Annotated in this window: 14 protein-coding genes and 1 pseudogene; 9 read left to right on the forward strand and 6 right to left on the reverse strand. The window is 68.8% G+C overall.

Going from position 1 to position 14,251, the window contains the following annotated elements:
• Window positions 1-3: 3 nt before the first annotated feature.
• From AC57B5_RS19830 to AC57B5_RS19845, 4 genes are all read left to right on the forward strand, one after another.
• Complete coding sequence (locus tag AC57B5_RS19830; RefSeq protein ID WP_496400185.1) at window positions 4-1,515, forward strand: class I adenylate-forming enzyme family protein; 1,512 nt, start codon at window positions 4-6, stop codon at window positions 1,513-1,515.
• A gap of 354 nt (window positions 1,516-1,869) precedes the next feature.
• On the forward strand, window positions 1,870-2,841 hold the full coding sequence (locus tag AC57B5_RS19835; RefSeq protein WP_071953887.1) for a tripartite tricarboxylate transporter substrate binding protein: 972 nt from the start codon (window positions 1,870-1,872) through the stop codon (window positions 2,839-2,841).
• Window positions 2,819-3,079 (forward strand): hypothetical protein, encoded by a 261-nt coding sequence (locus tag AC57B5_RS19840; protein ID WP_013800077.1) that lies wholly within the window; start codon window positions 2,819-2,821, stop codon window positions 3,077-3,079. Before AC57B5_RS19835 ends, AC57B5_RS19840 begins: the two co-directional genes overlap by 23 nt.
• A complete protein-coding gene (locus tag AC57B5_RS19845; protein WP_013800076.1) occupies window positions 3,063-4,454 on the forward strand; it encodes an amidase in 1,392 nt (463 codons plus the stop codon). The genes AC57B5_RS19840 and AC57B5_RS19845 overlap by 17 nt, the downstream gene beginning before the upstream one ends.
• A gap of 63 nt (window positions 4,455-4,517) precedes the next feature.
• Here AC57B5_RS19845 and AC57B5_RS19850 read toward each other — a convergent pair whose 3' ends face one another.
• The 5 genes and pseudogenes from AC57B5_RS19850 to fmdA form a co-directional block, all read right to left on the reverse strand.
• Window positions 4,518-4,727: a hypothetical protein gene (locus tag AC57B5_RS19850; RefSeq protein WP_063327789.1), complete on the reverse strand. Its 210-nt coding sequence runs from the start codon at window positions 4,725-4,727 to the stop codon at window positions 4,518-4,520.
• A gap of 57 nt (window positions 4,728-4,784) precedes the next feature.
• Window positions 4,785-4,994, reverse strand: a pseudogene (locus tag AC57B5_RS19855) (ABC transporter substrate-binding protein); the annotation flags it as partial.
• A gap of 231 nt (window positions 4,995-5,225) precedes the next feature.
• Complete coding sequence (locus AC57B5_RS19860; RefSeq protein ID WP_034397659.1) at window positions 5,226-6,251, reverse strand: tripartite tricarboxylate transporter substrate binding protein; 1,026 nt, start codon at window positions 6,249-6,251, stop codon at window positions 5,226-5,228.
• A gap of 146 nt (window positions 6,252-6,397) precedes the next feature.
• Window positions 6,398-6,751, reverse strand: a complete 354-nt coding sequence (locus tag AC57B5_RS19865) for an FmdB family zinc ribbon protein (protein WP_496400186.1) — start codon at window positions 6,749-6,751, stop codon at window positions 6,398-6,400.
• A gap of 17 nt (window positions 6,752-6,768) precedes the next feature.
• Window positions 6,769-8,001, reverse strand: coding sequence for a formamidase (gene fmdA, locus AC57B5_RS19870; protein ID WP_013800071.1), 1,233 nt, complete (start codon window positions 7,999-8,001; stop codon window positions 6,769-6,771).
• A 364-nt stretch (window positions 8,002-8,365) separates the two neighbouring features.
• On the opposite strand from fmdA, the gene AC57B5_RS19875 reads away from it, so the two are divergent.
• From AC57B5_RS19875 to AC57B5_RS19890, 4 genes are read left to right on the forward strand one after another with little or no spacing between them, the layout of a single operon-like run.
• Window positions 8,366-8,770: a Zn-ribbon domain-containing OB-fold protein gene (locus AC57B5_RS19875; RefSeq protein ID WP_496400187.1), complete on the forward strand. Its 405-nt coding sequence runs from the start codon at window positions 8,366-8,368 to the stop codon at window positions 8,768-8,770.
• Entirely contained in the window at window positions 8,767-9,978 is a 1,212-nt protein-coding gene (locus AC57B5_RS19880; protein ID WP_496400188.1) for a thiolase family protein, read from the forward strand. The genes AC57B5_RS19875 and AC57B5_RS19880 overlap by 4 nt, the downstream gene beginning before the upstream one ends.
• 28 nt (window positions 9,979-10,006) lie before the next feature.
• Window positions 10,007-11,164 carry an acyl-CoA dehydrogenase family protein gene (locus tag AC57B5_RS19885; protein ID WP_097204717.1) on the forward strand — a complete coding sequence of 386 codons (1,158 nt, stop codon included), beginning with the start codon at window positions 10,007-10,009 and terminating at the stop codon, window positions 11,162-11,164.
• Between the two features lie 5 nt (window positions 11,165-11,169).
• Window positions 11,170-11,598 (forward strand): PaaI family thioesterase, encoded by a 429-nt coding sequence (locus AC57B5_RS19890; RefSeq protein WP_096914373.1) that lies wholly within the window; start codon window positions 11,170-11,172, stop codon window positions 11,596-11,598.
• A 36-nt stretch (window positions 11,599-11,634) separates the two neighbouring features.
• On the opposite strand, the gene AC57B5_RS19895 is transcribed toward AC57B5_RS19890, so the two are convergent.
• On the reverse strand, window positions 11,635-12,549 hold the full coding sequence (locus AC57B5_RS19895) for a LysR family transcriptional regulator (protein ID WP_012202113.1): 915 nt from the start codon (window positions 12,547-12,549) through the stop codon (window positions 11,635-11,637).
• 162 nt (window positions 12,550-12,711) lie between these two features.
• On the opposite strand from AC57B5_RS19895, the gene AC57B5_RS19900 reads away from it, so the two are divergent.
• Window positions 12,712-14,013, forward strand: a complete 1,302-nt coding sequence (locus AC57B5_RS19900; RefSeq protein ID WP_088166499.1) for a CaiB/BaiF CoA transferase family protein — start codon at window positions 12,712-12,714, stop codon at window positions 14,011-14,013.
• The last annotated feature ends 238 nt before the right edge of the window (window positions 14,014-14,251 follow it).

The raw sequence follows: 14,251 nt of genomic DNA on the forward strand, positions 1-14,251 counted from the left end.
AGCATGAATCAACGAATACACCATCTGCTGGACCGCTGGCTGGCCGAAGCGCCGCAGCGTCCCTTCATCCACCTGCCCGACGGCAGCAGCCTGAGCTTTGCCGACCTGGGCGCGCTGGCGGACACGGCCGAGGCCGAGCTGCGCGCGCTGCAGGTGCGGCCCGGCGACCGCGTGCTGGTCGTGGCCGAGAACTGCCCCGAGCATGCGGCGCTGATCCTGGCCTGCAGCCGCGTGGGCGCCTGGTCCTGCGGCGTGAACGCACGCATGGCGCCCGGCGAGATCGATGCCTTTGCGGCCAAGGCCGATGCGCGCGTGGTGTATTTCACCTCGGCCGCATCGGACAGCGCCAGCGGCCACGCGCGGCGCTTTGGCGCAGGCGACTCGGCCCTGGCCGGCATGCAGCACAGCCCCGTGCGCGCGCAGGCCGTGGCCGAATCCGGCACGCTGCAGGACGAGGTGGCGGCGCTGATCTTCACCTCGGGCACCACGGGCACGCCCAAGGGCGTGATGGTGGGGCATGACGCGCTGACGCTGTTCGCGCGCGTCTCGGCCGCGTCGCGCGGGCTGGGCCCCGAGGACCGCAGCTACGCCTTCGTGCCCATGACCCACATCTTCGGGCTGGGCACGGTGCTGCTGGCCTCGCTGCATGCGGGCGCGCAGATGGTGATGCGCCCGCAGTTCGACCCCGCCGATCTTCTGGATGCGCTGGCCCGCCACGGCATCTCCCAGCTTCAGGGGCCGCCCGCGCTGTACGCGCGCCTGCTGGCCTATCTGCAGGAGCAGGGCATTGCCCACCCGCAGGCGCCTGCGCTGCGCTATGTCTATACCGGCGCCGGCCCGCTGGACCTGACGCTGAAAAAGCGCGTGGAGGCCGCCTTCGGCCAGGCGCTGCACCATGGCTACGGCCTGTCGGAATACGCAGGGTCGGTCCACCTCACGCGACAGGGCGAGCAGCGGCCCGACACCAGCGCGGGCTACGTGGTGGAAGGCGCCGAGGTGCGCGCCGTGGACCCGGCCACGGGCCGCAGCCTGCCGGTGGGCGAGCGCGGCGAGCTGTGGATACGCGGGCGCGGCCTGATGCATGGCTACTTCCGCGATGACCAGGCCACGGCCGCCGTGATGCGCGAGGGCGGCTGGTACGCCAGCGGCGACCTGGGCGAGCTGCATGCCGACGGCGCACTCTTCGTGGTGGGACGGCTCAAGGAAATGATCATCCGCTCGGGCTTCAACGTCTATCCGGCCGAGGTGGAACTGGCGCTCAACGAGCTGCCCGGCGTGCAGCGCAGCGCCGTGGTCGGGCGGCCCGAGGGCGATGGCAACGAGGAGGTCATCGCCTTCGTCGAGCTGCAGCCCGGCGCCACGCTGGACAGCGCCGCAGCACGCTCCCACCTGCGCGAACGGCTGGCGCCCTACAAGCTGCCCGCCCGCATCGTGCCCCTGGCCGAGCTGCCCACCAGCCCCAACGGCAAGGTGCTCAAGCGCCTGCTGCAGGAACAGGCGCTGCGCGTTTCCTGAGCCCGGGCCGCCCAGCAGTTGCGCCGGCACCGCTGCCGGTGCAACCTTTGTCTTGCCCTGCCCCTTCCCTGCCCCATGTCCGGATGTGCGCACGCGCCACCGCCTTCCGGAACCGGCCTCTGCAGCATGGACGCAACACCCCTACATTGCGCATCCGCAGGCCTTGCACCCCATCCTTCATGATGTAAAACTATGGCACTCAATGTTTCAATAGTTTTAACAAATTCATTATTTTTTCGCCTGCCTTGGCCTTGGCTGCAGTTACCGGATCCATCGTGAGATGCATCCCGGCGTGTCGGCCCGGATCTGCACAGGGCATGCATCCTCTCCCCCGCAACCACATGAATCAAGCCCATGAAAAGAATCCTCAGCCTGTTTCTCGGAGGTATTTTCCTAGTCGCTGCCAGCCTGGTTCATGCGGCCTGGCCAGACCGGCAGATCACGCTGGTTGTACCTTTCCCGGCAGGCGGTGGCACTGATGTCGTGGGGCGCATCATCGCCAAGGAGCTTGCACAACGCCTGCGCGTCAACGTGGTGGTGGAAAACCGCCCTGGCGCCTCGGGCAACATCGGCGCGCGCCAGGTCTCCAAGGCCAGTCCCGATGGATATACGCTGCTGATCTGCACCACGGCCCAGACCATCTCGGGCGCGCTGTACACGCAGGCCGGGTATGACGTGGCCAACGACCTGGAAGCCATCTCCACCATCAACGACAGTCCTCTGGTGCTCATCACACGCCCGGGCCTGCAGCTGTCGTCGGTGCAGGACCTGATCGAGCTGGCGCGGCGCAGCCCCGGCAAGCTGACCTATGCCACGCCGGGCTATGGCAGCGCGGGCCACATGGCGGCCGAGGCCCTGAGCCTGGCCGCCGACATACGCATGCTGCACATCCCCTACCAGGGCGCCGCGCCCATGATGGCCGACCTGGTCAGCGGCCAGGTCGATATCGCCTTCGACCTGCTGATCACGGCCAAGCAGTATGTGAACCAGGGCAAGGTCAATCGCGTGGGCGTGGCCACGCGCGAGCGCTCGCCCCTCATGCCCGACTGGCAGACGCTCAGCGAGCAAAGCCCGGCCCGGCTCGGCAATTTCAACGAGACCGCATGGAATGTGCTCATGGCACCCAAGGGCACGCCGGCCGCGATAGTGAACGCCATCAATGCACAGATGAAAAATATCCTGGCCGATGAAAAGGTGCAGCGCAAATTCATGGAGCTTGGCAGCATTCCCCTTTGGAAATCCGTGGGCGGCACCAAGGCATTCGTATCCGACGACGCCAGAAAATGGAGAAAGGTGGTCAGTGATGCCGGCATCGCGAAAATCTGAAATACCCCCTTCGCCGCAGAAACTGGCAGGGCCCGATGTCAATGCGCTGCACGAATTGCTCAATGCGCTGAAAAAGCACGGCATCGACATCCCCTTCGAGCGGCTGGGACCCATCCTGGCGGAGCATCAGTTGCTGATGGAGCACCGCGGCCTCGTCAACGAACTGGCGCATGAGGCGGGTCCCTCGCACATCCACACCACCATTTCCCGTCAGAGCAACCATGCGCGGCAGTCCTGAACTTTCCATACGGCAGATGGCCAGCGCGCTGCGCGCCGGCAAGACCACCTCGGAGATGCTGACCCGGGCGGCGCTGGGACGCATCCGCGCCATGGACATCGACATCCATGCCTTCACCAATCTCGATGCCAGCGGTGCCATGGAGGCTGCGCGCAGCGCAGACATGGCGCGCGCCGAAAGCGCCGACCTGCCGCTGCTCCACGGCATTCCCGTGGCCATCAAGGACGTCTACGACGTGGCCGGCCTGCCGACCACCTGCCAGTCCTGGCTGAGCCTGGACTATGTGCCCGAGGAGGATTCCACGCCGGTGCGGCGCCTGCGCGATGCCGGCGCCATCATCCTGGGCAAGCTGGCCACGCACGAGTTCGCCATCGGCGCGCCCAGCCCCGACCTGCCGTTTCCCGCGGCCCGCAACCCCTGGGACCTGGCCCATATCCCGGGCGGATCGTCGTCGGGCTCGGGCGCCGCCATTGCGGCGGGCTTCACACGGCTGGCCCTGGGCACCTGCACGGGCGGCTCCATCCTCATACCGGCCGCCTGGTGCGGCGCCGTGGGGCTGAAGCCCACCTACGGCCGCGTCTCCAAGCACGGCGTGTTTCCGCTGGCCTGGACGCTGGACCACTGCGGCCCGCTGTCACGCAGCGTGGAGGACGCAGCCATCGCGCTGCAGGTGCTGGCCGGGCACGACCCGCTGGACCCGGCCAGCTCCACCGAACCCGTGGACGACTACTGCACGGGGCTTGAGCAGGGCGTGAAGGGCCTGACCATCGGCGTGCCGCAGGACCACTTCCAGTCGTCGCCCCAGGCATCGCCCACGTTCCTGTCGGCCTTCGACCGCACGGCCGCCCTGCTCGCCGAGGCCGGCGCCCGCCCCATCCACGTGAGCCTGCCCCACAGCCAGCAGTTCCTGGCGGCCGGCCGCGTCATCCTCAGTGCCGAGATGTTCACCATCCATGCGCAGGACCTGCGCTCGCGCCCGCTGGACTATGGCGAACTCACGGCGGCGCGGCTGCTGCTGGGCGCCACCGTGTCCTCGGAGGACTACCTGAACGCCCTGCGCGTGCGCCGCATGCTGGCGGCCCGCGTGGACGCGGCCCTGGACCGCTGCGACGTGCTGCTGACCGCCATCACCCTGGATACGGCGCCGCGCTTCGACCCCATGCCGCATTTCCGCCACTGGCCGGTGCAGACCCATGCCTTCAACGTGACCGGGCACCCGGCCATCAGCGTGCCGGTCGGCCTGTCGCCGCAAGGCCTGCCGCTGGCCGTGCAGGTGGTGGGACGCTACTTCGACGAGGCCCGCATCCTGCAGGTGGCCCGTGCCATCGAGCGGCTGACCGGCTGGGAAAACCAGCTGCTGCCCGACGGCACCTGACCGCCGTGCTTGGCTTGGACACAGCCGCAGCAGCAGCCCCGGTCCCCGCTGATCAGCCTGACCTCAGGCCTCCATGCGGATGATCTGGCGTATGGCCTCGCCACGCGCCAGACGGTCGAAGCCCTCGTTGATCTGGTCCAGCGTCAGGTGGCCGGTGACCAGGCGGTCCACCGGCAGCCTGCCGGCCGCATGCAGGGCCAGGTAGCGGTCGATGTCGCGGCGCGGCACGCAGCTGCCCATGTAGCAGCCCTTGAGCGTGCGCTCCTCGGCCACCAGGTGCCAGATAGGGCGCGGCTGCGCCCGTTCTCGTGAGTACGGCGGCGCGTGTCTTCATGATGTCTTCACCAGCTTGCAGCTGCTCTTGGACAGCGGGCGGAAGGCCTCGTCACCGGGAATGGTGGAGAGCACCTTGTAGTAGTCCCAGGGGTATCTGGATTCCTCGGGCTTCTTGATCTGCACCAGGTACATGTCGTGCACCATGCGGCCGTCCTCGCGCACCTTGCCGTTCTGGGCGAAGAAGTCCTCGATGGGCCTGCGCCGCCGCCGCCCACAGCAGGCCGGCGCCCAGCGCGCAGCCGGCAGCGCGCGCCTTGGTCAAGCCGCCTCGCATCAAGCCTTTCCGCATATCCGTCTCCTTGTCTCGGGGTTGTTTTTCTGGATACCGAAGGCAAGCCTAAGCAGGCCATAGCGGCCCGCCTATGCGCGATTGCGAAAGGCGGGGTTGCAGCGCTGCGAAGCCGGGTTTGCCCCGACTCCGGCCCGCCGCCGCGCTCAGTCCGCCTGGATGCCAGCCACCTTGACCACCTGGGCCCATTTGCGCAGCTCGCTGCTCAGGCGCTCGCGCATCTGCTGCTGGGTGCCGGGGTCGGCCTCGGCGCCCGCCGTCAGCAGGCGCTGGCGCACGGCGGCATCGCGCAGCGCGGTGTTGAAGTCGGCGTTGATGCGCGCCAGCACGGCGGGCGGCGTGCGGGCCGGCGCAAACAGCGCGGCCCAGGAATAGGCCTCGTACTCGGGCAGGCCCGACTCGGCAATGGTGGGCACCTCGGGCAGCATGGCCGAACGCTGGCGGCTGGCCACGCCCAGCACCTTGATGCGGCCGGACTTGATGTGCTGCAGCGCGCTGGGCGCATCGGCAAACATCAGCTGCACCTGGCCGCCCAGCAGGTCGTTCATGGCCGGCGCGCTGCCCTTGTAGGGAATGTGCTGCAGCTTGATGCCTGCATGCATGTTGAACAGCTCGCCGGCCAGGTGCGTGCCGCCGCCATTGCCCGAGGAGCCGAAGCTCAGGCCGTTGCCGGACTTGGCCAGCGCGATCAGCTCGCGCACATTGCTGGCGGGCACCGAGGGATGGGCCACCAGGAAGACCGGGAACATGGCGGCAAAGCTCACAGGCGCGAAGTCGCGCTCTATGTCGTAGGTCATCTTCGGCTGCAGCGCCGGGTTCACCGCATGGTGGATGGAGCCCACGAACAGCGTGTAGCCGTCGGCAGGCTCCTTGGCTGCGAGGGCAGCGCCCACCATGCCGCCGGCGCCCGCGCGGTTGTCCACCAGATTGGGCTGCTGCCAGATCTCGCCCAGCTTCTGGGTGAAGGCGCGCGCCGTGGTGTCCACGGGACCGCCGGGCGGAAAGGGCACGATGAAGCGCACGGGCCGCGTGGGCCAGGCATCGGCCGCATGGGCCACCCGGGCTGCGGGAAACAGGCTGCTGGCAGCCAGCGCGCCGCCGGCGGACAGCAGGCGGCGGCGCTGCGACGAAAAGGAAGACGGGCAAGAGGATGGGAGGGAAGACGGGGGCATGGCGAAACTCCGGGCAACGGGCGGCGGCTTGCCGCGCGGCCCATTCTGGGCAAGCCGGCCTGCGCCGTGTTTCGCGAATGTGGAAGGCGCGCTTCCAGGGCTCCCAAGCGGTGGAAACCCTGGGAAGCGGTCCACTCCGATGCCGCCTAGTGGCTGATCATCCAGGGCCGCCGCGAGGGCGCGGACTTTGCGCCGTTGGGCGCCGTCACCGTGGCGCTGCGCCGGCCCGATCCGCAGCAGCCGCAGCCTGCCGGGTGCTTGAAGCGCGCATAGCCATGGTCATAGTCGCGCGAGCTGGCGGGCTCGTGGCGCGCGCGCTCGTTGGTGTCCATGGCGCGGCGCGTGCCGTCGGCCATCAGCGCCAGCCGGGGCGCGGCGGCCAGCACGCGCACAGCAGCCGTGCCGCAGCCGGGGCAGGCCGCGGGCTCGTCGCGCTGGCGCAGCGGCCGCAGGGCCTCGAAGCCGCCGCATTGCACGCAGTCATAGTCGTAGGTGGGCATGGGCGGACTCCTTGGCGTCAGCGCAGGTCGGGGGACAGGGGCATGTCGATGCTGCCGTCGAACTGGACGACAGGCCCTGCGGCGTTGGGGTTGATGTCGAAGTCGAAGATGCCCGTGGGCAGCCACAGCGTGGCGCAGGAGTTGGGCACGTCCACCACGCCGCTGATATGGCCCTGCACGGGCGCCGTGCCCAGGATGGAATACGCCTGGGCGCCGCTGTAGCCGAATTTCTTCAGGTATTCGATGGCGTTCAGGCAGGCCTGGCGGTAGGCCACATTGACATCCAGGTAGTGCTGCCTGCCGCTCTCGTCCACCGAGATGCCCTCGAAGATCAGGTAGTCGTCATAGCGCGGCGTGATGGGGCTGGGCTTGAAGATGGGGTTCTTGATGCCGTACTTGGCCATGCCGCCCTTGATCAGCGAGACCTTCATGTGCACCCAGCCCGCCATCTCGATGGCGCCGCAGAAGGTGATCTCGCCATCGCCCTGGCTGAAGTGCAGGTCGCCCACGCTCAGGCCGGCGCCATCCACATAGACGGGGAAGAACACCTTGGCGCCGCGCGAGAGGTCCTTGATGTCGCAGTTGCCGCCATGCTCGCGCGGCGGCACGGTGCGCGCGCCCTCGGCGGCGGCCTTGTCGCGCGCTTCGCCGCGCATCTGGCCCATGTGGGCCGTGCCGGCCGACGGCGGGTTGGCCAGTCCGGGCACGCGTTCGGGATCGGTGGCGATCAGGGCGCGCTCGCGCTCGTTCCACATCTCCAGCATGGGCCGGTCGGGCAGGCAGCCGATGAGGCCGGGATGGATGAGGCCGGGGAAGTTCACGCCCGGGATATGGCGCGAGCTGGTGAACATGCCCTTGAAGTCCCAGATCGATTTCTGGGCCGAGGGGAAATGGTCGGTCAGGAAGCCGCCGCCATTGTTTTTGGAGAAAAAGCCGTTGAAGCCCCAGAGGCTGTCGGGCTTGGCGCCGATGTCCAGCAGGTCCACCACCAGCAGGTCGCCGGGCTGGGCGCCCTTCACGCCCACGGGTCCGGACAGGTAGTGCACCGTGGTCAGGTCGATGTCGCGCACATCGTCGGCGCTGTCGTTGTTCTTGATGAAGCCGCCGGTCCAGTCGTAGGTCTCCAGGATGAAGTCGTCGCCGGGCTGGACCCAGCAGGCCATGGGAATGTCCGGGTGCCAGCGGTTGTGGACTCTTTCGTTGTCGGTGGGCGGGCGGTTCAGGTCAACCTTGATCAGCGTATCCGTCATGTGCAAAAACCTCCTGGGTGGGTGGGGATCGACAGCGGAGAACGGGCCGGGGTGCGGCGCGCCATTGCCGGCCTTCCTGTGGCGCCACGCTGTGCCAAAGCAGCGGCGCGCCCTCGGTGCGCTGGCAGGCGGCGCAGGGCGGGTATGAAGAAAAGGCCGGGAATGCATAAACACCATAGCAGCCGTGCCCGCCGGCCCGCCTAGGCAGCAACCCTGGGTTGACAGCCGGGCGCCGGCACTGGTGAAGCCACCCTTCCAGATTGGCGAATTGAAGCGGCCCCGCGATGCGGGCATGCTGGCGGACAGCCGCTGCGCCCGCGTGCCGGGTGCAGCGCCAAGAACACCGAGAACGGAAACACCGCCCATGCACCTGAGCGCACAGACCCACTACCAGGCCGAACTCGATGCCGGCCGCTTCTGCATACAGCAGTGCCCGCAATGCACGCGCCATGTCTTCATCCCGCGCGAGCTGTGCCCGCACTGCGGCGCCAGCCCGCTGCGCTGGGTGCGCACCAGCGGCCAGGGCACGGTCTACTCCACCAGCACCGTCGCGCGCAAGAGCGATGCCGGTGGTGACTACAACGTGGCCCTGATCGACCTGGACGAAGGCGTGCGCATGATGGGCCGCGTCGAAGGCATTGCGCCGGCCGACGTGCGCATAGGCCAGCGCGTGAGCGCCCATGTGGCGAGCAAGGACGGACGCGGCCTGGTGCTGTTCCAGCCCGCGCTCGGACAGGCGGCACAGGGATCGCAGGGAGGTGCAGCATGAACACCCGCATCCCCCAATCCACCCTGGACGCCGCCGCCGTGAACCGCCCGCTGCGCGGGCGCGTGACCATTGCCGGCGCCGCCACCTATGGCTGCGGCGAGGCCCCCGGCATGGACGACATGACCCTGCTGGTGCGCGCCGCCCATGCGGCCGTGGCCGATGCGGGCCTGACCATGCAGGACATCGACGGCCTGGCCACCTGCAGCGTCAACGCCAGCATGTGGACCATGCCCGTGATCGAGCACCTGGGCATCAACCCGACCTATGTGGACGGCACGATGATCGGCGGCAGCAGCTTCATCGCCCACCTGCTGCCCGCCATCCGCGCGCTGGAGGCCGGCCAGTGCAAGGCCGTGCTGGTGTGCTACGGCAGCGCCCAGCGCTCGGCCACCTTCGGCCGCAAGGAAGGCCAGGCGGCGCGGCGTTTCCTGGACCCGCAGCCCTACGAGTTCCCCTACGAGCCCGTGCTGCCCGTGACCGCCTATGCGCTGGCGGCCGCGCGCCACATGCACGAGTTCGGCACCACGCGCGAGCAACTGGCCGAGGTGGCCGTGGCCGCGCGTGCCTGGGCCCAGCTCAACCCCGAAGCCTTCATGCGCGACCCGCTGACCATCGAGGATGTGCTCTCGGCCCGCCCCATCGCCAGCCCCTTGAGCGTGCGCGACTGCTGCCTGGTGACGGACGGCGCGGGCGCCATCGTGCTGGTGCGCGGCGAGCGCGCCCGCGACCTGCCGCGCCCCCCCGTCTACGTACTGGGCAATGCCACGGCCATCTGGAACCGCCAGATCTCCTGCATGCCCGACCTGACCACCACGGCCGCCGCGCAGTCGGGCGCCCAGGCCTTTGCCATGGCGGGGCTCACCGCTGCCGACATGGACATGGCCCAGGTCTACGACGCCTTCACCATCAACACCCTGCTGTTCCTGGAGGACCTGGGCTTTTGCGCCAAGGGCGAGGGCGGCGCCTTCGTGTCCAAGGGCGGTATCGCGCCCGGCGGGCGGCTGGCCGTCAACACCAACGGCGGCGGCCTGTCCTGCGTGCACCCGGGCATGTACGGCATCTTTGCGCTGATCGAGGCCGTGCGCCAGCTGCGCGGCGAGGCCGGCCAGCGCCAGCTGGGACGCCACCGCACGGCCGTGGTCCATGGCAATGGCGGCACCCTCTCCAGCCAGTCCACGGCTGTGCTGGGTACGGCCGAAGCGCTTTGATTCCGTAGAGAGAAGAAAGAACACCGCAATGATCCGCGACCAAGAAACCCTCGAAGCCCTGCTGGACAGCGTGCGCCGCTTTGTGCGCGAGCGCCTGGTGCCCGCCGAGAACGAAGTGGCCGAGACCGACGAGATTCCCGAGTCCATCGTGCAGGAGATGCGCAACCTGGGCCTGTTCGGCATGACCATCCCCGAGCAGTTCGGCGGGCTGGAACTGACCATGGAGGAAGAGGTGCGCGTGCTCTTCGAGCTGTGCCAGACCGCGCCGGCCTTCCGCTCGGTGATCGGCACGACCGTGGGCATAGGCTCGCAGGGCATCCTCATCGACGGCACGCCCGAGCAGCAGGCGGCCTGGCTGCCCAAGCTGGCCACGGGCGAGATCATGGCCTCGTTCGCGCTGACCGAGCCCGAGGCGGGATCGGACGCGGCCTCGCTGCGCACCACCGCCATCAGGGATGGGGACCACTACGTGGTCAACGGCAACAAGCGCTTCATCACCAATGCGCCGCATGCGGGCATGTTCACGCTGATGGCGCGCACCGACCCGGCCAACAAGGGCGCGGGCGGCGTCTCGGCCTTCATCGTGGATGCGAAGTCGCCGGGCATCAGCTTCGGCAAGAACGACGTGAAGATGGGCCAGAAGGGCGCGCACACCTGCGACGTGTTCTTCGACAACGTGCGCGTGCCGGCGGCCAACCTCATCGGCCTGAAGGAAGGCCAGGGCTTCAAGACCGCCATGAAGGTGCTGGACAAGGGCCGCATCCACATCGCGGCGGTGAGCGTGGGCGTGGCGCGGCGCATCCTGCGCGACGCGCTGAACTATGCGCTGGAGCGCAAGCAGTTCGGCCAGCCCATCTGCGAGTTCCAGCTGGTGCAGGCCATGCTGGCCGACAGCCAGGCCGAGCTGTATGCGGCCGAGTGCATGGTGATCGACGCCGCGCGCCGCCGCGACGAGGGCCGCAACGTTTCCACCGAGGCCTCGTGCTGCAAGATGTTTGCCACCGAGATGGTGGGCCGCGTGGCCGACCGCGCCGTGCAGATCCTGGGCGGCTCGGGCTACCTGGCCGAGTTCGGCATCGAGCGCTTCTACCGCGACGTGCGGCTGTTCCGCCTGTACGAAGGCACGACCCAGATCCAGCAGGTCATCATCGCGCGCAACATGGTGCGCGAGGCGCGCGCCGCATGAGCCGCATGAGCGCACCGGCCCCCGACCGCAATGCCTTCATGCGGCTGATCGGCGCCTCGCAGGTGCCCGCGCCGCCCGGCAAGGTCCATGTGCGCCTGCCCCACATGCGCGAGGAACTGCTCAACCAGCTGCCCGCCGCGCACGGCGGCGTGCTCATGACGCTGCTGGACTCCGTGATGTCGCGCGCCGCGGGCGAGCTGCCCGGTGCGCCATCGCAGACCGCCGTGACGGTGGAGATGAGCAGCCGCTTCCACCGCCCGGGCAAGGGCGCGCTGCTGGCCGAAGGCTGGGTGGTGCACGCCAGCCGCAGCCTGTGCAGCTGCGCGGCGCAGTTGCTCGATGAAGACGGAAAGCTCGTGGCCACGGCCACCGGCACCTTCAAGTACTGGCTGGCACCGACCACGCTGGACCGGGGCACGGCCCAGGCCGACTGAACGGGCAGCGGTCGGCGGGCTGCTGTTGGCCGGCGGCTACTCCAGCGTGAGCCGGCCCTGTGCGTCGGCCACCAGCAGCTCCACCAGCTCCTGGGCGAAGGACGGCAGGGCCTCCAGGCTGCGCACGCAGATCTGCATCTCGCGCACCGACCAGGCATCGGACAGCGGCACGATGGCGATGTCCATGGAATGCGCATGGCGGCTGGCGGCCGATTCGGGCAGCACGCCCACGCCCACGCCGGACTCGATCATGCGGCAGGCCGTCTCGAAGTTGCCCACCTGGATGCGCTGCTTGATGGGCCGGTGCAGCTGGTCGCTGGCCTGGCGCAGGAAGGCATGGATGGCGCTGGATTCGTGCAGGCCCACATGGTCCAGGTCCAGCGTGTCGGCAAAGGCCATCTGCATCTCGCCATCGAGCGCATGGCCGCGCGGCACCACCAGCACCAGGCGGTCGCGGCGGTAGGGCAGGGTCTCCAGGTTCTCCGTGCGCACCAGGCCGGCGACGATGCCGATGTCGGTCTGCCCCTCGGTCACGGCACGCACGATGTCGTGCGACAGGCGCTCGCGCAGGTCGATGTTCACGTCGGGATTGCGGCGCAGGTAGTGGCGCAGCACGGGCGGCAGGAACTCGCCCAGCGAGGTGGTGTTGGCAAACACCCGCACATGCCCCTTGATACCGCGCACGTACTCCTGCATGTCGCCGCGCAGGTGCTCGATCTGGCCCAGCACCATGCGCGCATGGGTGACGAAGGCCTGGCCCGGCGGCGTCAGCGTCACGCCCTGGCTGGTGCGGTACAGCAGCTTGGTGCCGATGCTCTCTTCCAGGTTCTTGATGCGGGTGCTGGCCGCCGGCAGGGAGATGAAGGAAAGTTCCGCGCCACGCGTCATGCTGTTGGCGTCGGCGATGTGCACCATAAGGCGCAGATCCACAAGATCGAAATGCATGGCCATCCGGCATTGTAGAAAGCCGCAGGCTCCGGCACTGAGCCGCGCGCGTCAGTACAAACCGCAGTGCCGGCCCGTGCGCGAACGCGCGCTTTCACAAATGCGAAGCCGCAGCAGGTCCGCGCGCCGTAGCATGGGCCCATCTGCCCGGGATAGCCGCCTCAGCCCATGAACCACACAGAAACCCCCTCCCCCAGCCCCATCCACAACACGGCCACCCAGACCGCAGGAGCGCTGGGCCATCTGCGCGTACTCGACCTCTCGCGCGTGCTGGCCGGCCCCTGGTGCACCCAGAACCTGGCCGACATGGGGGCCGACGTGATCAAGATCGAAAAGCCCGGCGAGGGCGACGACACGCGCCACTGGGGCCCGCCCTTCTTCCCCGATGCGCAAGGCAATCCCTCGGACAACGCCGTGTACTTCGCGGCCTGCAACCGCAACAAGCGCTCGGTCACCGTGGACATGGCCACGGCCGAGGGCCAGCAGCTGATCCGCGAGCTGGCCATGCAAAGCGATGTGGTGGTGGAGAACTTCAAGACCGGAGGCCTCAAGCGCTACGGGCTGGACTACGCCTCGCTGAGCGCGCTGAACCCGCGCCTGATCTACTGCTCGGTCACGGGCTTCGGACAGACCGGGCCCTATGCGCCGCGCGCCGGCTACGACCTGCTGGTGCAGGCCATGAGCGGCCTCATGAGCATCACGGGCCGCGCCGACAGCGAGCCCGGCGGCGGCCCGCTGCGCGTGGGCGTGGCCGTGATCGACCTGTTCACCGGCATGTATGCGACCACGGCCATCCTGGGCGCCGTGGAGGCGCGCCACCACACGGGGCGGGGCCAGCACATCGACATGGCCTTGCTGGACGTGGCCATGGCCGTGCTGGCCAACCAGGGCGCGGGTTTCCTGAACACCGGCCATGTGCCGGGCCGCCAGGGCAACACCCACCCCAGCGTCGTGCCCTACCAGGACTTCCCCACGGCCGACGGCCGCATGCTGCTGGCCATCGGCAACGACGGCCAGTTCGCGCGCTTTTGCGGGGCCGCTGGCGTGGACTGGGCGCGCGACGAGCGCTTTGCCACCAATGCCGGCCGCGTCATCCACCGCGATGCGCTGATCCCGCTGATGGCCGAACTCACGCGCGGCCGGCCCACGGCCGAGTGGATCGCGCTGCTGGAGGACAAGGCCGTGCCCTGCGGCCCCATCAACCACATCGGCCAGGCCTTCGACGATGCCCAGGTGCGCGCGCGCGGCCTGCGCGTGGAGCAGGAGCGCTATCCGGGCGCCACGCCGCCTGCGGGCGAGACCATCAACCGCGTGGTGACCACGGCCAGCCCGCTGCGCCTGTCGGACACGCCCACCACGCTGCGCCATGCGCCACCCGCCCTGGGCCAGCACACGGACGAGGTGCTGCGCGAGCGCCTGGGCCTGGATGCGCAGCAGCTGCAGGCCCTGCGCGGCAAGGGCGTGGTCTAAGCGACTGGCGACAGACGCCGGTCGCCTTGATGCGCTGAAGTTTCCGATGCCTTGAAACCGGCCATCCGCGGACGCGGATGGCTGGGCTGCGGGCCTGCAAACGGCTTTTAGGACACGTCCTATCCAAAATCAGATGGCGGGCATCCTCATCCTCAGACGGTGCGGAAATAATTCCCACCACAGATGCAGATAGCCACTTTTTCCCTGTCCGAAGTCCCTAGGACAACTACCCGCAATG

The organism is Delftia sp. BGA-UO-ETr-SB1 (assembly GCF_059567865.1).